This window comes from Intestinibacillus sp. Marseille-P6563, assembly GCF_900604335.1.
Taxonomy (GTDB): Bacteria; Bacillota; Clostridia; order Oscillospirales; family Butyricicoccaceae; genus Butyricicoccus_B.
The window spans coordinates 37,657-59,155 of sequence record NZ_UWOD01000001.1 but is presented as its reverse complement, the minus strand read 5'-3'; the positions used below and the strand labels follow the sequence as shown (position 1 = coordinate 59,155).

Below are 21,499 nucleotides of genomic sequence, written 5' to 3'. Positions count from 1 at the left end.
AAAAGACTTTATGAAATACGAAGCCGTCATTGGCCTGGAAGTACATGCGGAATTGTCCACAGAAAGTAAGATCTATTGCTCCTGTTCGGCAAAATTTGGTGCAGGAATCAATACTCACACTTGCCCGGTCTGCACTGGTATGCCGGGTGCGCTGCCTGTTTTAAATAAGCAGGTCGTTCACTATGCAGCTAAGATGGGTCTGGCAACCGGCTGCACGATCAACCGTCTTTGTAAGGCAGACCGTAAGAATTATTTCTATCCCGATCTTCCGAAAGCATACCAGATTTCGCAGTTCGATGTGCCGATTTGCGAAAATGGCGAAGTATTCTTCTATGTAAATGGGGAGAAGAAGTCCTGTCGTTTGGAACGCATCCATTTTGAAGAAGACGCTGGCAAGCTGCTCCATGACGAGATCGACGGTACCGTGGTTGACTTTAACCGCTGTGGCGTGCCGCTGATTGAAATGGTTACCAAGCCTGACCTGCATTCTTCGGCAGAAGCCAAAGAATTTCTGGAAATGATTAAGACAACGTTGTCTTATCTGGACATCTGTGACTGTAAGATGGAAGAAGGCTCCATCCGTTGCGACGTAAACGTTTCCATTCGCCCGGAAGGTTCTCAGGAACTCGGAACCCGTGTGGAGATGAAAAATATCAATACCTTCTCTGGTGCCGTTCGCGCAATCGACTACGAGATTGCACGCCAGATCGATGTTGTGGAGCATGGCGGAGAAATTCAGCAGGAAACCCGTCGCTGGGATGACGTGAAGCTGAAGAACACGGTCATGCGTACCAAGGAAGATGCACAGGATTATCGTTACTTCCCGGATCCGGATTTGATTGCTGTGGAAATCGATGATGCTTGGTACAAGCAAATCGAAAGTGAAATCCCGGAACTTCCGATTTCCCGCTATGAGCGCTATTGCAATGAATATGGTATGACGGCAATGGAAGCTCGTCAGCTCATGGATTCGTTCCCCAAGGCCAGCCTGCTCGATGCCGCTGCGGCTTCTGGCAAGGTAAAGCCCAAGGCTGCTGCGAACTGGATTCTGTCCGACATCTCCAAGTATCTCAACGATAAGGAAGTTGAGCTGGAAGATACTCGTCTGACCGCGGATAAGCTCGTCGATTTGATCTGCCTGATCGATTCGGGTACCATTTCGGGTGCAGCTGGTAAAAAAGTGCTGGTTCAGCTTTTCGAAACCGATGAATCGGCCGAACAGACCGTAGAGCGTCTGGGTCTTAAGCAGGTATCGGATGAAGGGGCCATTCTGGCTCTGGTACAGGATGTACTGGCCAAGAATCCCAAGACCATTGAGGACTATAAGGGCGGTAAGAAGAATGTTACCGGCTTCTTAGTTGGCCAGTGCATGAAGGCCTCCAAGGGGCAGGGCAACCCGCAGATCATCAATAAATTGTTAGCACAGGAACTGGCTAAGCTTTAAAATATTTTGCCGATGTATCCCACCCGCAAAAAACAGCCCAAATCTGCCAGATAAAACTGGACGAAAAAAGAGACTCAAGGCAAAAAGCCTTGGGTCTTTTTTGCGTTTATGGGGGGATTTCGCGGGGGGAGAGGAGCGGAGCAGAGATAGAGGGAAATGAATGGAAGTGGCCTGTGCATCAGGAGATTGTTGGTAGCTGAAAAGTGAAGAAAATAAAAGGATTTAGCGGAAAGTGACAGGAAGTATAGAAGAAAAGTAACGAAATCATAGGAGCGGATACATTGCCGACGCCGCCGGTGGTGGTAAAAGCATGGCAGCAGAAACGAGCAGAACCTTTCAAATCCCGCCATCAATCGGTCGCAATCAGTGCATTTCCAATTATTAACTTGTGTCAGCTTTGCTTGGCGGAATGTGTCGGTTTTTCAAGGGGGGATGACAGAGTGATTAAGAATAATTCGAATTATTCTGAACTTGAGAGGGGGCGTTTGAGAAATATTGGTAAATACCCCTATGTTTTTCGGGATAATTCAGAATGAATGATGAATTATTCCGAACTTGAGAGGGGGGTATTTGAGAAATACTGGTAAATACCCCCTACGTTTTTCGGGATAATTCAGAGTGAATGATGAATTATTCCAAACTTGGAAGGGGGTATTTGAGAAAAAGTGGAAGATAAATATGGCGGGGTGAAAGTCAAGTATGATAATTCGTAATTCAAAACTTCATGAGTATCGGACCTTCAGCCAGAAGTGTCTGAAAATGATAATCACATACTCGACATGGGCAAGGGACTATGCGAAGTGGCTGGAACATGAGCCTTGGGTTGATACATATGAGGCAAATATCCCATTGAACATGCAGCGCTTTAAATATATACCTACCATTGGTATTCGCAGCGAATATTTTGATTACACCTGGATGACGGATTTCAAGATAACCACTACAGATGGAAGGGTATTGATTCGGGAATTGGCAACCAAATCGCAGCTGCAAAGGCGGATGTTCGTAGAGCGGCTGGAATTTTCACGACGTTATTGGAAAACATTAGACATCTCTGAATGGAAAATCGTAATTTTGGAGGATTGAGTATGGCTACTTTTTACGAAGCAAGAGATTCCGGGCGTTTGTTTAACTTGTTGCTGAAAGAAGATGCAGGTGGGTGGCTCATCTCCTACGACGAACCGGCAGCGCCCTTTTTGGTGCATTGGCCAGCATTGGAGGTGCAGTACATCCGCGCACAGACACCTTTGGAATATGAGAAGTACGCATGTGACGCAGCCTCAACACCGGCAAGAAAATACCGGATAGAGATGATCTCGCCATTGCTGGAGGACAACACCTGCATCACCGACAAAAAAACGCGGAAAGCCAAGGCGCAGGAAATAGCTGAAAAATACGCAGTATCAATACGCCGGGTTCTTCGTGTGTATTATCGCTATCTTGCGACCAGAGTGTTAACTGCGGAGAAAAGGAGAAGCCCTGTTGATAAGCCTGACTTTGATTGGGCAATACGTACATTTTATTACTCGTCAAAACGCCTGTCTTTACGGGCGGCTTATGAATCCATGCTCCTTGCGAAATATTCGGATCCCAAGGGGGGACTAAAGGATCATTACCCATCTTGGCGAAGCTTTGAAAGGTATTATTATGCGCGCGGCTATAACAGAGACCCCGGCAGATTTATTGCGCGGGAAGGAAAGTCGGCATATGAAAGGAATCGGCGGCCTATATGGGGGACGGCAAAGGGCTGGCGGACATCTGTAGGATCTTATCAGATGGATGCTACGCAGGCAGATATCTATCTCGTATCACGGTCAGACCGGAGCACTGTTATTGGCCGCCCATACATCTATCTGGCGGTAGACACAGCTTCGCAAATCATTGCCGGTGTTTATATCGGCTTTGACGCAGGTCTGAAATCAGTTATCTCATGCCTGGCAAATGCTGCCCGGGATAAGAAAGAATTTTGTGCAGAATACGGGATCGATATAGCGGAGGAACAATGGCCGAGCAAAGGCATCCCGTATGAGATTATCACAGATCAGGGAAGAGAATTCATCGGAGAGGGGATGGACAGTTTCTGCATGCGGTATGGTACAGAACTGCATGTGCTGCCGCCATTCAGGCCCGACCAAAAGGGGATTGTCGAAAAGACCTTTGACCTGCTTCAAGCGCGCTATAAGCCGCTGCTCCGCGGGAAAGGCGTTATAGAGGCAGACGCACAGGAACGATGGGCAGCTGACTACAGAAAACAAGCCGTGCTCACCATAGATGAGTTCACTGCTGTCGTTATCAACTGCATTATAAATCTAAACAGCGGTCGGCTCCTTGCATCCGGAAAAACTGCATCACAAACATGGATGCACATGCCGAACCGGTTGCTGCAGGTTGACAGCGAGGAAGTGTACCATATGGGGTTAGCCCAGATGGAAGCCAAGATATCGCGAAAAGGTATTGGCCACAATGGGTTCTGGTACACTCCCAATCCGGAATGCCAGCTGCGCATTGGAGATAAATGCAGAATTGCAGTTGACTCAGATCATATTGACACGATCTTCATTGTGGTGAATAATCGGTTCTACCCTTGCAGCTTAACGCCTTCCTGTCAGGAGTTTTTGGGCATGGATGCTGTCGAAGCACAAGTGATCAAACAACAGATCAGTATAAGGCGGAAACGCAATGAAGTGAGTGAGCTGAACGCCAACATACAACTGATGGACTCGATCACGAATATTGTCAATCATGCGATGGAAGGCCATTTTCCAAGATGAAGGAGACTGAACAATGAACCAATACCCTAAGACAGCCGTAGTGCAAGCCCAATACAGTGGGCAGCAACGGGGGAATCCCTTTTTGGAAGCAATGCCTTCGGTCATGTCATACAAAATGCTGATGGATGAAATAGCATCCAGCCCCTTGATACCCGTTCAATTGCCGGAAATGTCATTGGAAGAGCGGCGCATGTCAATACCCAGGCTCAACAGCCTTTTCATTCCGATGGACTATATGTATACCATCTATGATACACTGTATCGGTCCATGCTAAGCTCCTACTCCAACCTCTCTTTGGTTGAAACGATAAGGCAGCAAAATGCCATTTTCATGGACCAACAATCTGAGCGCTTCTCAACACAGGCGGAGAGCTGTTCCATCTTAGGCGTGCCGGGGATAGGAAAAACGTCGACGATCAGGCGCTGCCTCCATCTGATCCCTCAGGTAATAGAGCATACACAGTATAGAAATGAGCCCTTTTATTGTAAACAGGTGCTGTATCTCATGGTCGAATGTCCGTCCGATTGCTCGGTCAAGACGCTTGCATACAGCATCTTTGCAGCTCTTGATAAGGCGCTGGGATCAAACTATCTGGAGAGGACAATGCACGCCAAAAGCATGTCTGTCAGTGCGGCTACGACGCAGATAAAAATCCTGTGCATGACGCATCATGTAGGGATGATTTTGGTAGATGAAATACAAAACGCTGTAACAACAGCGCGTCGTCAGGGCCAGGTAAAGCCTCTGATCAAATTCCTGGTGGAGCTGACAAACGACACGAGTACCGGCGTTTGTTTTGTTGGGACCGATCTTGCGGAAGAAATATTTACAGAACAAGAGCATTTGAGACGACGGACAAGAGGGCTCCGGCTGACACCTATGAAACCAGATGCAGGATACCGCAAATTCATCACATCTGTTTGGCAGTATCAATTTACGAGGGCACATGCACCGCTGACAGATAAGCTGGCAAACAAAATCTATGACCTGTCAGGTGGAATACCTGCATATGTAACGGCAATATTTCGTGAAAGCCAGGTACATGCGCTTATGTGCGGGGAAAAATGTATTACCGACCAATGCATCCAGTACGCCGCAGATGTGTTAGGGCTGCATGTGCCTAAGACGTATGCAAAAGGCACCTCTATCTCTGAAATTCAATTGCAATGCGATGAGTCGTTACACGACAATGAAGAAAGTCGTCTGAAAGAATCGGCCATTCGTGAAAGCCTAACCCTGCCGGATAATCAGGTAATCATCACTGATGCGCAAGCCGGGAACCCTGACACATTACAGTGTAAAAGATTGTATGCGAACAAACGAGGGCGTAAAGCAGTACAAAGGGATACGGATGATCTGCTTGTCGCTTTTTCGAAGGGCGTTGATTTGGTCGAATTTATTATCCCAAACGGGCTGGCGGAGAGCAGGGATACGGAGTGTTGACCTACTTTCCGACACCATACCCGGATGAGTTGTGGTATAGCGTAATAAGCAGGTATTTGGTCAGATCCGGAGTGAAAAATTCTGCACCGGTGTTATTTGAATTATATGGACAGTATAAAATACCCCTTGAGTTGTTCCCAAGTACAGGGCCGTATCGGATAGCGCAGAAACTTCCGGTAGGCGTGATTGACTGCAAAACCATACTGCTGGAACATACTTTGCTGCCCTACCTGACCCGTTTTTTCTCAGAGGATAAAAAAGCACAAGCCTTGGATTCGCTGATGAAAGGCAGTCCAGCGGAATCACTTTACTTTGTTTCTAATGAATGGCAAGGGCTGCAATACTGTCCGATTTGCTATCGTGAAGACTCGCAGAGGTATGGGGAGCCGTATTGGCACAGGGAACATCAAATTTCGCTTATGCCACTGTGTCCAAAGCATAAATGCCGGCTATTGCGATATGAGGCCTCACATCAGACGATAAAGAGCAAGTTGATCCCGCTTTGTTCCATTCAATGCGAAAATACAGATTTGATTGTAGAGAAATGGGAAACACAGCTTACTGATATATTAAACACCTTTCTGACATTGCCTTAATATCCCTTGTCCAGTTCGGTTGTTGTCAGGCAGGGATAGAGCGTCGAGCACCGGCACAGGGCTTCCTCCTGTGCACTGCTGCCCCGGGTGACGCCGCCGCCGGGATTGGTCGCAGAGGCAAAATTCAGTACCGCTGCACGGCTTCCCGGATTGCGGATCAGGAGATCCTGCGCTGCCTCGAACGTCCGCTGTGGGGTGACGGTGACTTTGGTCTTGCTGCTTTTGCTGATCTCCGGCAGGTCAGGCATCTGCTGCGCCGGATAGAGGACGGTATGCATGATGCTTTTCTGCACGGCATCAGAAAGCGCCGGCTCGTGTCCGATCCAGTCCATCGAGTCCTCGAATATGGCGATATTCTGTTCTTTTCTGTTCATGTGGGATGCACTCCTGTTCGTTCAGTAGTTTCGGTTTATCATATTGTGGTGGAATTTGAAGCACGCGATGTTAATCCTCGTTTTCCGATTCAGCAGCCCTGCGCCGTTCAGCTTCCTCTGCGAGAGCCGTTTCATACCACTGCAGCAGGTCGTCCTGTGTCCATATCTTCCCGGCAATGGCATCCTGTATCATCGGCTCGGGGATGCAGGCCGCGTTGCAGACAGCAAACAGTTCTTCTCTGCTCTGGGCGATGTCGAGAGCACGCTGCAGCACGCCGGTGTGTATATCGATTTCTGTGTAGCCTTTTATAAATTCCTGAGAATAGCCTTCCATGATATAGTCGATCCAGCCGGATGAATATTGCTGCGCGTACTGTTCGTACTTGGAAGAATAGCTTCCTTTAAGGGAGTATCTGGCGCCGTTCAGCCAACACCAGACGAAATCCTCATGCAGCATCCGGTCCAGCAGGCTGTCCGGCTCAGGCTGTATCTTCATACCAGCCATGTGGTCGAGCAGTTGTTGGATCTCAGACGGTGCATTGCGGGTGGTAATGCTCCGGCTGAAAGAGAGGATATGGATCTGCCAGCAGCTGTCCATGAGCCTTGTTTCTGAATCGCCCACAGCCATAGGGACGATGCGGCAGTAAGACTGCCCGAGACCTACGATATCTATATCGCTGATCACAATGGAACAGGTTGGATCAGAAACCCCCGTTGATAAGCGCAGTTCATCCACCAGATGTTTCGGGTCGAACAGATTTGCGCTGAGAGAGACCAGCATCTTGCCTCTCAAGCGGACATACAGGTCTGCGAATGGATAACAGAAATCCCACGGCATTTCTTTAGGCCAGCAAGGTAGTTGCACTGTCTTATCCAGCAGGACACTGAGGAAATGCTCCAGAAGCGGTTTGTTGGAAAGAATACGCGGGAGATGTTCCAGATGGATATGTTTAGCAATCATTTCGCGTTCCTCTTTACTGCTGCTGGCGCCAGCGCATTGCCATCTCAACGGCACGGCTGACAAGGCTATCATTGACGATCGTGCAGCCGCTGTCATCTGGCTCTATGCCCTGCAACAGGGCAAGACAGAGCCGGTCATGTTCCTGCCTCAGCTGGAGAAGATCAGAACCGAGTTCCAGACGCAGCTTTCCGGCATTTTCCTTGTATTTCTGAAAGAGCAAATAATCTGCTTCCGACATTTTGACATGGATTTTCATATTGCATCCTCCTTCGAATGGATAAGCTGTTTGATTTGCATTTTACATGAGAGGTGCCTGTGGTTAACGGAACCAAAGCTCCGGATGCCCGGTCAGGTTGATCCCGTAACAGGATACCTTGCTGATAAGAGCCAGCAGGGGCTTTCATTGTGGCACACCTCCGATATGGATCGTCTGGATGCCAGGGATGTCATACAAAGACAGCTGCACACCGGTCATGACGCGCCAACCTGAACGATGGTGGGGCACAGGCACATTTGGAATGCCTTTGGGATGCGGGGGCGGTACAGGTTTAGGTTTGTTTTTACGCATTTTCGATTCCTCCTTTTGTTTGTCCGGATAAATGGATGCAAACAAAAATACCGTGCAGGTTTAATTCCCTACACGGTATTTGCTGGAGGACGGTACGGCCAATACGCACCGAAGGAAAAGCTGCCCTGAATCTTGCCAAAACGGCGAAAAAAGGGTATACTTATCCCAGCGGTGCGGATTTGATCCGTTGTGTAGGTGGTGTGCTCACCTGCGCAGGTACAGGGGAGCGCCAACTCCCTTGTACTGCCGTTATTTTTGTTTTTCTGACTATATTATACTACCGAACAAATGTTCTGTCAATTATAATGTGAAGAAATATGTGAATATTTTGCTTAAAACAGAAAAATTCATAACTTTTTAACGAATAAAATGAAATCAGGTATTGACAGTTCAGCTTGGAAGTGGTAGTAGCAACAACTGCTCCGTATGCCTCTGTAAAGGTATACACAGTACATATAAAGTGCGCAATTACCCCTTGATCTGATAGCAGGGTATTTGCGCACTTTTCTAATTTTCGTCAAAGGCCCCGGAAAGGTGCGTTCCGTGCGAAGTACAGTATCTCTATCGCGCGGATCTGGAGAGTCTCCTTACATTTGTGACCTTCCTCTTCTAATGTTTTTTGCGAGTTCCTTTAATTCTTGTGGGGTTTCTTTAACAGAGCTGGGAAAATCGCTATCTCCGATCATACTCGCTATTTATCAGTGGGGAGAGCAGTTGTTCATCAACGCCGGGCTCCAAAACCCCTGCAATACAGAAGATATTGTGCGTATGCGGGTGATTATTGACGATATGAACCAGAAACCGCAGTAACTTTTGTTCAAAGCCATTGTAAATGCTTGAGGGCAGCAGATGTTATTTCTGCTGCCCTCGTAATGTTTTTATCAAAATATTTACTGAATCGATTTGCCAAGTTCATATGCCTGCTGGATTTCCGGTTTGCCATTGATGTCGCCCGCGTTCATGTTCCCGCCGGCGAGAACATGGCCGAGGTTTTTCCAGCGCAAATGCTCCATCAGATGGTCATAATAGTTCAGCACATCCTCGAATCCATGACCTTCGGCGGCCATCAGCAAAGCAGAGGCCCGGTCGTGCCCTCTGAGAAGGTTGCCGTCGCCTTCCTCCAAAGCGAATAAACGGTCAACAGCGGTTCTGATCTGACCGCTCATATTCCAGTAGTAGAGCGGAGTCGCCAGCACTACCACATCACATTCTTTTACTGCCGGATAGATCCGAGCCATATCGTCCTTTTGCACACACGGACATGCTTTGCTGCTGTGTCCGCCAAAGCATCCTTTGCAGCCATGAATATCCATGCTGTCAAGGAAGAACTCTGTCACCGTATTCCCGGCACTTTCCGCGCCTTCGGTAAAAGCCTGCACAAGCATGGAAGTATTGCCTTTCCTGCGGGGGCTCCCATTCAGTATTACGATTTTTTTGCTCATCTCAAGCACTCCGTTCCGTTCAAATTTTTTCAGCGAGGGCAGCCGCCTGCTGACAGCCGTCTGTTTTCTCAATATCACCGGTATTCAGAACGCCGGGGATCAGCACTTCGCCGGCCATTTTCCATTTCATAAGCGCAGCAGAACGTTCCACAGGAATCCGCACACCGTCCAGAACCGACATATCATCTTCCTCACAGCAGGCGATCAGCATACATTCCTTTCCGGCAATGTCTTTTCCGGCAACACAGAAGGAATACAGCTTATCAATCACGGCCTTGATCTGCGCCGGGATCGAATACCAGTAGACTGGCATGGAAAAGACGACCACATCCGCGTCCAGCACAGCAGGGGCAATTAGATTGAAGTCATCATCAAAGGAACACGCTTTGCCTATCTTGTAGCAGGTTTCACAGGCCTGGCAGCCGCCTATATTCATTTTGGCGGCGTCAAACCGCGTAACATGATGGCCTTTTGCCTCGGCTGCTTGGATAAACGCATCCGTCATGGCAAAACTGTTGCCGTTATTTCTGGGGCTTCCGGTGACTACAACGATTTTCTTACACATTTGTATCTGCCTCCTTTGGTATTTCACGGCTGTTCAAACAAAATTGACTTTTTCGGGTCCTGACAGTATAATCATAGCAAGAATGAAACGAAAAACAAGTACGCACATTTAAGTGCGATACTTACAATCGCGTTCAATACTTACCTAAAGGAGAGCGTAAAATGAAAGACAGATGCATTGCAAACGAATGCCTTAGTTCGACTGGTTTCAGTTACACTCTGTCACTGATCAACGGGAAATACAAAATGACGATATTATATACGCTGATGGAGTTCGGTGTGGTCCGGTTCAATGAAATGAAAAAGTATATCGGTGAAATCTCTTACAAGACGTTGAGTTCCACACTGAAAGAGCTCGAAGCTGACCAGCTTGTGCATCGGGAAGAATACCCGCAGATCCCGCCCAAGGTAGAGTATAGCTTGACGGAGCGGGGCAAATCTTTAATTCCGATTTTAGATGGCATGTGTGAATGGGGAGATAAGAATAGACTGCCGTGAAAAAGCGGGTTGAAATCAGAGGCCTTTCCTTTTGCGTGTTCTGCGGTGTTGCCTTAAAAAAATTGGACGTTATTTTTGAAAATGCTCTTTTGCGAACTCCATGTCCTGTACCAATTCAACCGTTCCAAGATAATTTTCGTTATGATCTCTCACGGCCAGATAGGTAACGAGCATGGTTCGATTTCCTTTGTCCATCCAGACAGCAACTTTATCCCGTTTTCCAACGCGAAAATCATCAATAATGGAGCGCACCATAGGTTCAATTTTAGGCGGATGACAAGAGAAAACCTCGCGGTCAATCGCCATACTGGGACGCTTAAATACCTTCGGCCCCTCGTTAAAAAACCTGTTGATATTCTCTGCATCAATAAAACTGATTTCCATCGGTATGGTATTGAGCAGTGCCGTCAGCTGCTCCAGAGTCATGTGGCCTCCAGGCATGACGATTTCATTGCTCAGAGATCCTGCCCGTTTACGAATATTTTTCTCAGCTGGTTTCCACACCTCGTTATCCACGCCGAAACAGGTATCATAATCCTTGGAATCATAATAAATTCCAAACCACTCATCCTCCGTGAAGTTTACCGCACAAATTGGGAACAAGATGTTTTGTTCTTGATAAATCATTCCCGCAGCACGTTTCAGTACGGAGTCAATGCGGCTGTTCCAGTTTGTGTCGCGGTTAGTTTCTTTCGAAAGGTCAGCAAGTTCGTCTCGGATCTCGTCGTCTGTCGTCCACATCACATCAGAAGGACCGGCAATCCCGTATTTAACCTTTAGGTGTGGGTAAAGAAGATCACCTTTTTTGGCATAGTGGATGGAGATCTCGCAAATTCGCTCCAAAAGGTCGTCTGCTCTCGTTTCGCTGAACTGAGTCAGCAGCGTGGAAAAGGCATCGTTTTCTCTCTTGAAGGTGTAAAGCGGATGCCCCGGTACTTCTGCCAGAGCAGCAGCGCGAGCGGCTTTATCTGAATAATCACGTTTAGGGAACAAATCCCTTTTGGCCAACTCTTTCTGTGCTTGTTTTTGCAGGGACGCATCGTGAACTGCTTTTGAATCATCAATTTGTCGAGATATTGGAATCACCTCCATAGCTGCATAAGATAAATAATTTTTTATAAGAAAAAGGCTGGAAATATCTCTCTACAATTAGTATTACCAAATTCCCAAGAAATGCTGCAAAGAAAGTGTAACTGCAGTAATACCAATCCAGCAACAAAAACCCAGCACCAAAGGCTTCGAACCGGTTTTTACAAGTTTTACAATGTTGGTATTCAGTCCCACAGCGCTCATCGCCAGAATGATAAAGAACTTGCTCAAAGATTTTAGCGGAGCAAAAAATTCTACCGGAACGCCAAAGGATGAAGCAAGCGTTGTAATGATGGACGCAATGACAAAGTACAGAATGAACATCGGGAAAACAGCAGATAGCTTCACTTGGCTGTCGTTGGATTCTGACTTGCGAGTGCGCACAAAGGCCAATACCAGCGTAATGGGGATAATTGCCAATGTACGGGTCAGTTTTACTGTTACTGCTTTATCCAATGTAGCCGAACCAAGCCCATACAGGGAATCCCAGGTGGATGCAGCGGCAGTCACAGAAGAAGTATCATTGACCGCAGTTCCTGCAAAAATACCGAACGCTTCTCCACTTGTGGTGGAAAATCCTAATAGCGCACCCAATGTGGGGAAGAGCAGTGCAGCGAGCATGTTGAAGAAAAAGATTACCGAGATCGATTGTGCCACTTCTTCATCATTTGCGTCGATTACCGGCGCAGTGGCAGCGATTGCGGAGCCGCCACAAATGGAAGATCCTACGCCTACCAAGGTCGCAGTCTTACTTGGAATACGAAGCAGTTTATGCAGCACGAATGCAATAATTAAGGATGTGCTAATTGTGCTCAGAATAATGGGCAGTGATTGTCTGCCCGTCTCCAAAACAACAGACAGATTCAGTCCAAAGCCCAAAAGTACCACGGCATATTGCAGAATTTTTTTGGATGTAAATGTAATGCCCGGCTGTAAGCTGGATTTATCCTTCAAGAACAGCGTAATCAGCATTCCTGACAGAATACCAAAAACCGGTCCTCCCACAATGGGAAATAGATTCCCTAAAAACCAACAAGGAATGGATATTGCCAAACACAGAGCAAATCCTTTCCAAACATTTTTAATCTTTGTCAAAATAGTACCCCCTTTGTCGGTGTCGACATAGCACTGCCAGCACTGACAAGATATTTTTTATTAAGCATAAACATATATTATGTTGTAATAACAGGCTTTCATTTGCTCAAACTTACAGTTTCGTATGAACTGGAGTTCTTTTTGCTTTCCCTGTCACACATTCTGGACAAATCACATACACGCCGGTTTTGTCCCATGCTGCCTGGATATACTGCATTCCTTTTTCTAGAAAATCTTTGCTGTACTTTTCAAGCAATGCGACTAGGCTGGCCTGCTTGTCCTTTGACGGCATCATTTGACCGGTCAGAATGACACTCTCATACAAAGTACCAAACTTTTCGGGCTGCACTGTGGTATCCCCAACGACCACAAAACAAACATCCGAGCAGTAGGAAATGTTCTCGAGCTTTTTTCCCACATTTGCAGCACAGTGTAGATGGATCAGCCCATCCCTCCAGGCATAACTGAGCGGGACTGCATACGGCTTTCCATCAGGTCCAACCGTGGATAGAATTCCGTATTCTCCCTTTTGGAGAATCATTTCCATTTCTTCGCCCACAATTTCTCTGTCTTTCCGGCGCATATCAGTACTTCACACCTTTCCAGTACATGGGTGTCATAACTTCTGCGATATCCGGCAAGGTGACATCCCGCAAGGCCCACCGCTTAAACTCCTCAAAGCCGGTGCGGTCTACGATATAGCCTATGTGCTCTTTGCCACCGGGCGCGTTGGGGTCAATGTACTCCTTCACATAGTCGTAGGTGTTGAGAATGATCTTGATAATGCTGTCCTCGTCCACCCACTTGATGAAATCCTCTCCCAGACGTGGATTCTTCTTACCCGTTCTGCCCAGCAGAGTGAGTCGATAATACTTTTTGTCACTGCGGGTCCATGCGGCATTGGGACAGGCCAGCACACACTCACCGCAGCCGATGCAGCGCCGTGCGTCTCGCTGGGGACGGAAGTTCACCGGAGTCAGAGCTTCCACGGACTTCTTTTTACAGGCTTTCACACAAGCCCCACAGCTGACGCAACGGTCAGGCTCAAACTGAGGTACTGTCATACCCATAATGCCAAAGTCGTGCATCCGAACCTTGGCACAGTCGTTGGGGCAGCCGGTCAGAGCAATCTTAAAATGCAGATCATTGGGGAACACCGCTTTCTCAATGCGCTGGGCAAAGGCTGTGGTATCATAGCAAGCGTAGGGACAGACACGGTTGCCCACGCAGGCGGTGATATTTCGAGTACCGGAGGCGGGATAACCGTGACCTGCCTCGTCCTGATTGATATCCAGCCCGTCGATCAGGATCTGAAGAGCAGCATTGACCTCCGGCATTTTCTCAAAAGGAATACCGGGGATCTCAAAGCCCTGGCGGGAGGTAATATGAACGGTACCGTTGCCGTAGGTTTCCGCAATTTTCTGGATTTCTCCGAGATATTTGGCATCCAGATGGCCGCCGGGGACACGGATGCGGGAGGCGGTCATGCCACGCTCCTTGGTGACGCGAAATGCGTTCTTTTTCAGTGCTTTTGTATTGATGTCCATGTTTTCCCTCCTTAATCCACCAGGAATTTTCCTTTGGTATAGTTGAACACCGGCCCATCCAGACAGACATAGGTATTGCCAATCTTACAGTGGCCGCATTTGCCCAAGCCGCAGCACATCTTCCGCTCCTGAGAGATCCAAATGTTTTCCTCCGGCAGGCCAATGCCCAACAGACCCTGCACAGAAAAGCGCATCATGGCAGGAGGCCCGACTACAACGGCCACGGTATTCTGTACATCGCCCAGTTGAATCTGAGGAATATACTGGGTGACCAGTCCTACATGGCAAGCTACGTCCTCTTCTGCGCAGTCAACGGTAAGGATGACATCCATGTTCTTTTCCCAGTGCTTCAGATCATCACGGAAGAGAATATCATGGGGCGTTTTGAAGCCTGCGATTAGGGTCATATGGCCTCTTTGCTCCGAATGTTCGGCAAAGTAATCTACTACGCCTCGGACAGGAGACAGGCCCGTACCGCCAGCCATGACAATGATGTCCTTGCCCATATAATCGGATACATCAAACCCGTTTCCATAAGGGCCGCGCAGCAGAAGGGTATCGCCTACATAGCGCTCAAACACTTCATTAGTGACCTTGCCCACCCGTCGGATGGTTAAATCCACAAAGCTTTTCCCAATGCCGCTGACCGAGATGGGAGCCTCTCCGTACTTGGGGATGGATACCTCAAAAAATTGTCCCGGCTTGACTTCCCCCTGAAATTCCATACGGAAGGTATACTCAATCTCCGTGTGCCGGATGACCTCCAAAATCTTAGAAGGAAACGGGATATAATCATTTTTCATCATTACTTTGTCACCTCCGCCATAGCATTGTCCAATTTGTTGATGCAGCCCGAGAAAGAGATGTACTCCGGGCAGATATCATCACACCGACCACAACCCACACACATGTGATAGCCATTGCGCTGCTTATAGTCCAGTACCTTGTGCAGCACCTTGAACCGCATCCGCTCTCCATTCTTCTTCCGGTAGCTGCCGCCGCCAGCCACATCGGTAAAGCCATCCACCATACAGGAGGCCCAGATACGGCGACGTTCACCTACCTTACCGTTCTCACTGTAAAAGAGATCCTGCATGGTGAAGCAGGTACAGGTGGGACACACAAAGTTACAGCGTCCGCAGTTGATGCAGCGGCTATCGTATTCCTTCCATATGGTGCTTTTGGCGACCTCTGCGGTCAGTTGTTCTGGAATCTGCACGGTGACACTGTTTTCTTCCACATGGCTCGGAATAACCTCCAACCGAGGAACCTCCGCAGTCTCCAGCTGCTGTGTCCATGCCTCATCCTTGCAATCCACCAGGTAAGTACCGTCCGGCTGGGGATCAATGCTCATGTCATAGTTGGTGCTGACATTGGTACCCATGCTGACACAGAAGCAGTTTTCAAAGGAATGTGTGCAGCCCATCAGTACGATTTTGATATTCTCCCGCAGGCGCTGATAATAGTAATCAGCAGGGCCGTTGTGCAGGTACATATCGTCCAGCCGCTTAAGGGCGTGGAGATCACAGCTGCGCAGGAAAATGACTGCCCCTTTTTGGGGCGCATCTGCTTCCTTGGTCTCCCCTTCCGTAAAGAAAAACAGTGTCTGAGAGATTGGCATCAGAATCTCCTTGAAGGAATATTCAGATTTTTTGTCAAATACAATCTCATCCACATGGTTGATCTTTCCGTAACGAATACAATCCGTATCCGAAAAACGCCCGCCACCAGAAAAATTGCGGGGAGCATAGATGTGATAATTGGTTTGCCATGTCTGAAATAATGCATTCAACTGCATATCGGTAACATGAAATCCCATAGATTTTCCTCCTTATATTGAAATCAGCGCGTAACCACTACAACAAAAATACCACAAAAACAGTCGGAGCCATGTTGCGTGCGCAACACGACTCCGAACTCTTTGCTCATCATAATGATAAGTAGGGATTTTGCAGCTGTTTTCCAATTTTCATTTAATTTTTGTAGCAATTGTTAAATTTACCAAACTTTTTCTGCAATCTGCTTTACAAGAGCCAATTTGTTCCACTGCTCATCTTCAGTCAGTTTATTACCAATCTCACAGGAGGCGAATCCACACTGCGGACTCAGGCATAGGTTGTCCATCTGCACAAATCGGGCAGCCTCATGTATGCGGGCAATCACGGCTTCTTCCGATTCCAACACTGGAGATTTGGAAGTCAGCAATCCAAGCACCACCTTTTTATCATTAGGGACAAAGCGTAGCGGTTCAAATCCACCGGAGCGTTCATCGTCAAACTCCAAATAAAAAGCATCTACATTTTCCTGACCAAACAGAATCTCCGCAATAGGTTCATAGCCACCCGACGAAGCCCAAGTGGAATGATAGTTTCCACGGCAAATATGGGTAGTAACAACAAGATCGTCCGGCCTTCCCTCAAGTGCAAGATTGTTGAGATAAAGAAACTTTTCTGCAGTTTCCGTCAGACCGACTGCCGCGTTTTGTCTGGTTTCCCAATATTTTTTGTCACAGAACATACCCCACGTGCAATCGTCAAATTGAATATTTCGACATCCTGCTTTGTATAACTCCCCAATCACAGTTCGATACGCAGCAGCAATATCACAGATTAACTTTTCATCATCGGGATAGTATCGCCTTGTATTTTGTCCGTTTTTTTCACGAAACAGTTCTGCGTAGAGCTGTGCGGGAGCAGGAATCGTCTGCCGTGCGACTGTATTTTTATCTTCGAATTGTTTTACAAATTTGAAATGTTCAACAAAAGGATGGTTTTCGCCGCTGATGGTACTGGTAATAGCAATAGAACCGTGTGTAGTCTCTTCTCCATGGAAGAAATAGCCGTGGTCCAGTTCAATCTGTTCAATACCCTGGAACCCCCACATAAAATCAAGATGCCAATAACTGCGCCGAAATTCACCATCCGTAATAACGTGATAACCAGCGGCTTTTTGTTTCCGAATCAATTGCTCAACTTCTTCATTTTCGATTCGCGTCAAATCATCAATTGTAATGTTTCCTGTCGTATAATCGCCCCTTGCTTTTTTAAGGCAAGCAGGCCTTAAAAAACTTCCAACGAAATCATATCTAAATGGTGCATTTTCTTTATACATTGTCGCTACCTCACTTTGTTTTGATTTTCTATAATTACACCACAATGTTGTGTCATTGTAAAATATATAAAAATACCGTCTTGCTATAACTTAAAATTATAACAAGGCGGTTGAATATCAGTTATTGTCGGTATATTTTTTCAATGTCTCGATGTAATATGCCCCCAACCTGCTTAAAGTCGCTTTCTTATGCGTAATTACGCCAATATGCATCTCTCCTTCAGCCTGTAATGGCACTGCGACAATATTCTCCCCATTTAGTTCTCGATCGATTACACCGCTGCAAATCGTATATCCATTCAGACCAATCAACAAATTAAAAAGTGTGGCTCTGTCCATGACGCGAATATTTTTTGAACGAATTTCGGTGCTGAAAATTTCTTCTGAAAAATAGAACGAATTATGTTTTCCCTGTTCATAAGAAAGATATGGATATGGAGTTAGATCCTCCATTTTAACAAATGATTTTTGGGCAAGTGGATTGCGAGAGCTAACAAAAATATGCGGCTTTGCAGTAAACAATTGCGTGAATCTAAGGTCATTTGATTTTAATAGTTTTTCAATTACCATCCGGTTGAATGCATTGTAATATAAGATGCCAATTTCACTATTCATTTGAGAAACGTCTTCGATAATATTAAATGTTTGTGTTTCCCTCAAACTAAAATCGTATTCATTTCCACCATATTTTTTGATCAAATCAACAAAGGCATTTACCGCAAAGGAATAGTGCTGGGTTGAAACACGGAATTTTTGTTTTCCACCCGCATGATTTTTGTATTTTTCCTCAAGTAAAGCGGCTTGCTCTAATACTTGCCTTGCGTATCCCAGAAAGATTTCACCTTCTTTTGAGACAGATATTCCTTTATTTGTACGATCAAAAATCGTAATTTTCATTTCTTTCTCAAGCTCTTTTATGGATTTTGTGAGACTGGGCTGAGAAAGAAACAATAGCTTTGCCGCTTCACTAAAAGTTCCTGTTTCAGCAACAGTTACTGTATATTTTAGTTGTTGTAGTGTCATTTACTCACCCGCTACTTTATCATTACTCCTTAAAGTTAATAACTGTAATTCCTCATAATATCTCAAATGTACTTTTCTCATAAAAAATCAAACCATCCTTTTGCATATAGGATAACTCCCGAGTCAACGCACTACGATCCGCACACAGGTATTCAGCCAATTCGAGCCGTCCCAAAGGAATTGTAAATTGTTTGCTGCTCTGCTCCATAGCCTGTTGTCGTAAGTATGCTAATATTTTTTCTCGAAGCGTTTTTTTGGAAATTACTTCAATCTTTTGCATTAGTTGAACATTTTTATCTCCAATTAATCGCACCATGTTTTCGATCAACCGATGATGAAATGTACAGCTCATTTTGCATGAGTGGATGATTTTGTAGAAAGGCAGGAACAACACAGTACATGATGTTGCTGCAAAAAAGCTGACGCGCGCATCCAGATGGCTTCCGCATGAAAAAGATTCCCCAAACAGTTCTCCTTCCTTCATTGTTACGAGAAGTGTCTGATAACCTTCTGAATCTTCCTTAACCATGTGTACAACTCCAGACAATATAATGCCAACATTACGAACTTCATTGCTTTCCAAAAGAACAATTTCGTCTTTTTGATAATTTTTTTGAAAACTCCCCAAGCAATTTAGCATAGCTGGAAGATCTTCTTCACAGATACCACAAAAGATTGGAAGTGAAATAAGTTGTTTAAAATCAAGCTGCATATTACTCCTCCGTTTCTTAAGATTAAGTATAGCATTTTGGCCTTCATGTTGCAAGCGCAACACAGAGTTGGTGGAAAATGCTGTATTCTCATAGAAAGAAATCTGATATCTTTTTGAGAAAGGACGCTTGTCAACGTGATTAATAACGAAACCAATCTTTTGCGTAGTGTGCTGTGCTATGAGCAAGGTCATGTAAGGCGCACACAGCACATTCTTAAGGTTTTCGCATTGGCAAAATTATTTGGGGAGCAAGAAAAACTCTCTGTCGAAGAGCAACAGATATTGCAAGCAGCCGCTATTTTACATGATATTGCAATCAAATATTGCAAAGAACACTGCAATGGGGATGCAAGTCAAGATAATCAAAAACGCGTAGCCCCGATTCTTGTCACTCGTTTTTTAAAAGAAGCAAACTATCTTCCCTCATATATTCCAAGAATTATCGACTTAGTTCTCTGTCACCATGACTACGACAATGCAAAAAGCAAACTCTTGCAACTTCTGATTGAAGCCGACCTGATTGTAAACTGTTATGAAAGTAGACCGGATCACAAAAAAGCAGAGTATGTGAAAGCAATTTTTCAAACCGATAGCGGAAAGGAATTGCTGGCGCTTTGTTTGAAAGAAGAAATAAAATAGGAGGGCATTATGTATCGGCAAAATATCATTGATATGTTAACACAAAGAATGATTCATTTTAATCGAAATGATCCCCAGCGTATTCAGCACCTAATAAAAGTGCATCGTTTTGCACAGATGATTGGTCGTATGGAACAGCTGGATGAGCACACCCAGTTCTTAATCGAATGTGCAGCATTGGTACACGATATTGGTATACGACCGGCAGAAGAAAAGTATGGAATGTGCAACGGAAAACTGCAAGAACAGGAAGGGCCCGCTTATGCTGAAAAAATGTTAGGAGACATGGAGCTTGAGAAAGCAGATATCGAACGCATCTGTTATTTAGTTGGCCATCATCATACCTACACAAATATAGATGGGATTGACTATCAGATTCTTGTTGAAGCAGATTTTTTGGTGAATTTTTATGAAGATAATCTGGAAAAGAACACAATAGAAACTACCTTACAGAAGATTTTTCGAACAGAGTCAGGAAAAGCACTGTGCAGGCTCTGTTATTTCAGTCACTGAGGAAATATGGCTATGGAAGATAAAAAGCAAACTCAAATTTTGTTGATCAATGATATGGCGGGGTATGGTAAGGTCGCTTTATCTGTTATGATTCCTGTTTTATCTCACTTGAAATTTGAAACTTTCAATTTGCCGACTGCACTTGTTTCCAACACTCTGGATTATGGCCAGTTTGATATTTTGGACACAACAGAATATATGGAAAATACGCTTCTGGTATGGAAGAAACTCATGTTTTCTTTCGACGCAATCTGTACAGGATTTATTGTGTCAGAAAGGCAATCATGTCTCGTATATGAATACTGCAAGAGTCAACAAAAATCAGGTACTTCGATTTTTGTTGACCCTATTATGGGGGATGACGGAAAACGATACAATGGTGTGACAGATCAAGCAGTTACTTATATGAAACGGTTGTGTTCTATTGCGGATGTAATTGTTCCTAATATTACAGAGGCGTGTTTTTTATCCGAATACACAGTTAAACATACTTATTCTGAACCGGAAATTGAAGTAATCGCAAATCGACTACATACGCTTGGTGCTAAATCAGTTGTGATTACCAGTGCAAACATTAACGGAAGAATGTTTACTGTTGTAAAAAGTTCTCCGAAAAATTCGTGTGTCTTGCTCCCTTATGAAGAAATACCGGTGCGTTTTCCAGGTACTGGGGATATTTTTATGGCAATTGTAGTAGGGCATTATTTAAAATCAGGTCAGCTCTTAGAAAGCGTACAAATTGCAATGAGACGACTCGAAAAAATTATTTATGCTAACCTGCATAATACCGACAAATACAAGGGAATTCCCATTGAACAATTTTTGGAGGAAATTAACAATGAAAAAGCCTAAAATTAAAATCAGTTTAATTGATCAAAAGGGTCATATGGGGTGTCACCGTGGTCATCGAATTGGAGACACCTTTGACTTTGACACCGAAAGAGGCAATCTCTGTCCAATGGCCATGCATGTGGCTTTCCCTTACATTGATATTCTGCGATATGGGGGAAAACTTCCCAGCCAACCGGATGGCTCCATTGTATTCTGCTGTCCGGATGTGGACGTTATCAATGTTTTTAAAATTGAAATAGAGGAGGAAAAGGACTGA

General features: G+C 45.6%; 25 protein-coding genes. 10 read left to right on the top strand and 15 right to left on the bottom strand.

The window, feature by feature from the left end:
* Positions 1-10: 10 nt before the first annotated feature.
* From gatB to EFB11_RS17470, 5 genes are all read left to right on the top strand, one after another.
* Positions 11-1,444 (top strand): Asp-tRNA(Asn)/Glu-tRNA(Gln) amidotransferase subunit GatB, encoded by a 1,434-nt coding sequence (gatB, locus tag EFB11_RS00310; RefSeq protein ID WP_122788363.1) that lies wholly within the window; start codon positions 11-13, stop codon positions 1,442-1,444.
* Between the two features lie 759 nt (positions 1,445-2,203).
* On the top strand, positions 2,204-2,530 hold the full coding sequence (locus tag EFB11_RS00305; RefSeq protein ID WP_122788362.1) for a hypothetical protein: 327 nt from the start codon (positions 2,204-2,206) through the stop codon (positions 2,528-2,530).
* Positions 2,531-2,532: 2 nt separating this feature from the next.
* Positions 2,533-4,215 carry an integrase catalytic domain-containing protein gene (locus EFB11_RS00300; RefSeq protein ID WP_122788361.1) on the top strand — a complete coding sequence of 561 codons (1,683 nt, stop codon included), beginning with the start codon at positions 2,533-2,535 and terminating at the stop codon, positions 4,213-4,215.
* A gap of 13 nt (positions 4,216-4,228) precedes the next feature.
* Complete coding sequence (locus tag EFB11_RS00295; RefSeq protein WP_122788360.1) at positions 4,229-5,659, top strand: AAA family ATPase; 1,431 nt, start codon at positions 4,229-4,231, stop codon at positions 5,657-5,659.
* On the top strand, positions 5,653-6,255 hold the full coding sequence (locus tag EFB11_RS17470) for a TniQ family protein (RefSeq protein WP_164706517.1): 603 nt from the start codon (positions 5,653-5,655) through the stop codon (positions 6,253-6,255). Before EFB11_RS00295 ends, EFB11_RS17470 begins: the two co-directional genes overlap by 7 nt.
* Here the strand turns inward: EFB11_RS17470 and EFB11_RS00285 are convergent.
* From EFB11_RS00285 to EFB11_RS00260, 6 genes are all read right to left on the bottom strand, one after another.
* Positions 6,252-6,629: a TIGR02452 family protein gene (locus tag EFB11_RS00285; protein WP_243115133.1), complete on the bottom strand. Its 378-nt coding sequence runs from the start codon at positions 6,627-6,629 to the stop codon at positions 6,252-6,254. The two genes, EFB11_RS17470 and EFB11_RS00285, sit on opposite strands and share 4 nt — an antisense overlap.
* Before the next feature lie 70 nt (positions 6,630-6,699).
* Positions 6,700-7,590 (bottom strand): hypothetical protein, encoded by an 891-nt coding sequence (locus tag EFB11_RS00280; protein ID WP_122788358.1) that lies wholly within the window; start codon positions 7,588-7,590, stop codon positions 6,700-6,702.
* Positions 7,591-7,603: 13 nt separating this feature from the next.
* A complete protein-coding gene (locus tag EFB11_RS00275; protein ID WP_122788357.1) occupies positions 7,604-7,846 on the bottom strand; it encodes a hypothetical protein in 243 nt (80 codons plus the stop codon).
* Between the two features lie 144 nt (positions 7,847-7,990).
* A complete protein-coding gene (locus EFB11_RS16640) occupies positions 7,991-8,158 on the bottom strand; it encodes a hypothetical protein (RefSeq protein WP_164706516.1) in 168 nt (55 codons plus the stop codon).
* An 890-nt stretch (positions 8,159-9,048) separates the two neighbouring features.
* Positions 9,049-9,600, bottom strand: a complete 552-nt coding sequence (locus tag EFB11_RS00265; RefSeq protein WP_122788355.1) for a flavodoxin family protein — start codon at positions 9,598-9,600, stop codon at positions 9,049-9,051.
* Between the two features lie 19 nt (positions 9,601-9,619).
* Entirely contained in the window at positions 9,620-10,165 is a 546-nt protein-coding gene (locus EFB11_RS00260; protein WP_122788354.1) for a flavodoxin family protein, read from the bottom strand.
* Positions 10,166-10,326: 161 nt separating this feature from the next.
* Between EFB11_RS00260 and EFB11_RS00255 the strand changes: the two genes are divergently transcribed.
* Positions 10,327-10,662, top strand: a complete 336-nt coding sequence (locus tag EFB11_RS00255; RefSeq protein WP_122788353.1) for a winged helix-turn-helix transcriptional regulator — start codon at positions 10,327-10,329, stop codon at positions 10,660-10,662.
* Positions 10,663-10,731: 69 nt separating this feature from the next.
* On the opposite strand, the gene EFB11_RS00250 is transcribed toward EFB11_RS00255, so the two are convergent.
* The 9 genes from EFB11_RS00250 to EFB11_RS00210 form a co-directional block, all read right to left on the bottom strand.
* Entirely contained in the window at positions 10,732-11,754 is a 1,023-nt protein-coding gene (locus EFB11_RS00250; RefSeq protein ID WP_122788352.1) for a PAS domain-containing protein, read from the bottom strand.
* Positions 11,755-11,817: 63 nt separating this feature from the next.
* Positions 11,818-12,846, bottom strand: coding sequence for a YeiH family protein (locus EFB11_RS00245; protein ID WP_122788351.1), 1,029 nt, complete (start codon positions 12,844-12,846; stop codon positions 11,818-11,820).
* Between the two features lie 112 nt (positions 12,847-12,958).
* Entirely contained in the window at positions 12,959-13,429 is a 471-nt protein-coding gene (locus EFB11_RS00240; protein ID WP_122788350.1) for a pyridoxamine 5'-phosphate oxidase family protein, read from the bottom strand.
* A gap of 1 nt (position 13,430) precedes the next feature.
* Positions 13,431-14,393, bottom strand: coding sequence for a sulfite reductase subunit C (gene asrC, locus EFB11_RS00235; protein WP_122788349.1), 963 nt, complete (start codon positions 14,391-14,393; stop codon positions 13,431-13,433).
* An 11-nt stretch (positions 14,394-14,404) separates the two neighbouring features.
* Positions 14,405-15,196 (bottom strand): anaerobic sulfite reductase subunit AsrB, encoded by a 792-nt coding sequence (gene asrB / locus EFB11_RS00230; protein WP_206424154.1) that lies wholly within the window; start codon positions 15,194-15,196, stop codon positions 14,405-14,407.
* Positions 15,197-15,198: 2 nt separating this feature from the next.
* Positions 15,199-16,212, bottom strand: coding sequence for an anaerobic sulfite reductase subunit AsrA (asrA, locus tag EFB11_RS00225; protein ID WP_122788347.1), 1,014 nt, complete (start codon positions 16,210-16,212; stop codon positions 15,199-15,201).
* A gap of 179 nt (positions 16,213-16,391) precedes the next feature.
* Positions 16,392-17,504: a 5-methyltetrahydropteroyltriglutamate--homocysteine S-methyltransferase gene (locus EFB11_RS00220; RefSeq protein ID WP_122788346.1), complete on the bottom strand. Its 1,113-nt coding sequence runs from the start codon at positions 17,502-17,504 to the stop codon at positions 16,392-16,394.
* 117 nt (positions 17,505-17,621) lie between these two features.
* Positions 17,622-18,527 carry a LysR family transcriptional regulator gene (locus EFB11_RS00215; RefSeq protein ID WP_122788345.1) on the bottom strand — a complete coding sequence of 302 codons (906 nt, stop codon included), beginning with the start codon at positions 18,525-18,527 and terminating at the stop codon, positions 17,622-17,624.
* 52 nt (positions 18,528-18,579) lie between these two features.
* Positions 18,580-19,239, bottom strand: coding sequence for a Crp/Fnr family transcriptional regulator (locus tag EFB11_RS00210; RefSeq protein ID WP_122788344.1), 660 nt, complete (start codon positions 19,237-19,239; stop codon positions 18,580-18,582).
* A gap of 135 nt (positions 19,240-19,374) precedes the next feature.
* On the opposite strand from EFB11_RS00210, the gene EFB11_RS00205 reads away from it, so the two are divergent.
* From EFB11_RS00205 to EFB11_RS00190, 4 genes are read left to right on the top strand one after another with little or no spacing between them, the layout of a single operon-like run.
* Positions 19,375-19,878 carry an HD domain-containing protein gene (locus EFB11_RS00205; RefSeq protein ID WP_122788343.1) on the top strand — a complete coding sequence of 168 codons (504 nt, stop codon included), beginning with the start codon at positions 19,375-19,377 and terminating at the stop codon, positions 19,876-19,878.
* 9 nt (positions 19,879-19,887) lie between these two features.
* A complete protein-coding gene (locus EFB11_RS00200; protein WP_122788342.1) occupies positions 19,888-20,391 on the top strand; it encodes an HD domain-containing protein in 504 nt (167 codons plus the stop codon).
* A gap of 12 nt (positions 20,392-20,403) precedes the next feature.
* Positions 20,404-21,243, top strand: coding sequence for a pyridoxamine kinase (locus tag EFB11_RS00195; RefSeq protein ID WP_122788341.1), 840 nt, complete (start codon positions 20,404-20,406; stop codon positions 21,241-21,243).
* Positions 21,230-21,499, top strand: a complete 270-nt coding sequence (locus EFB11_RS00190) for a TIGR04076 family protein (RefSeq protein ID WP_122788340.1) — start codon at positions 21,230-21,232, stop codon at positions 21,497-21,499. Before EFB11_RS00195 ends, EFB11_RS00190 begins: the two co-directional genes overlap by 14 nt.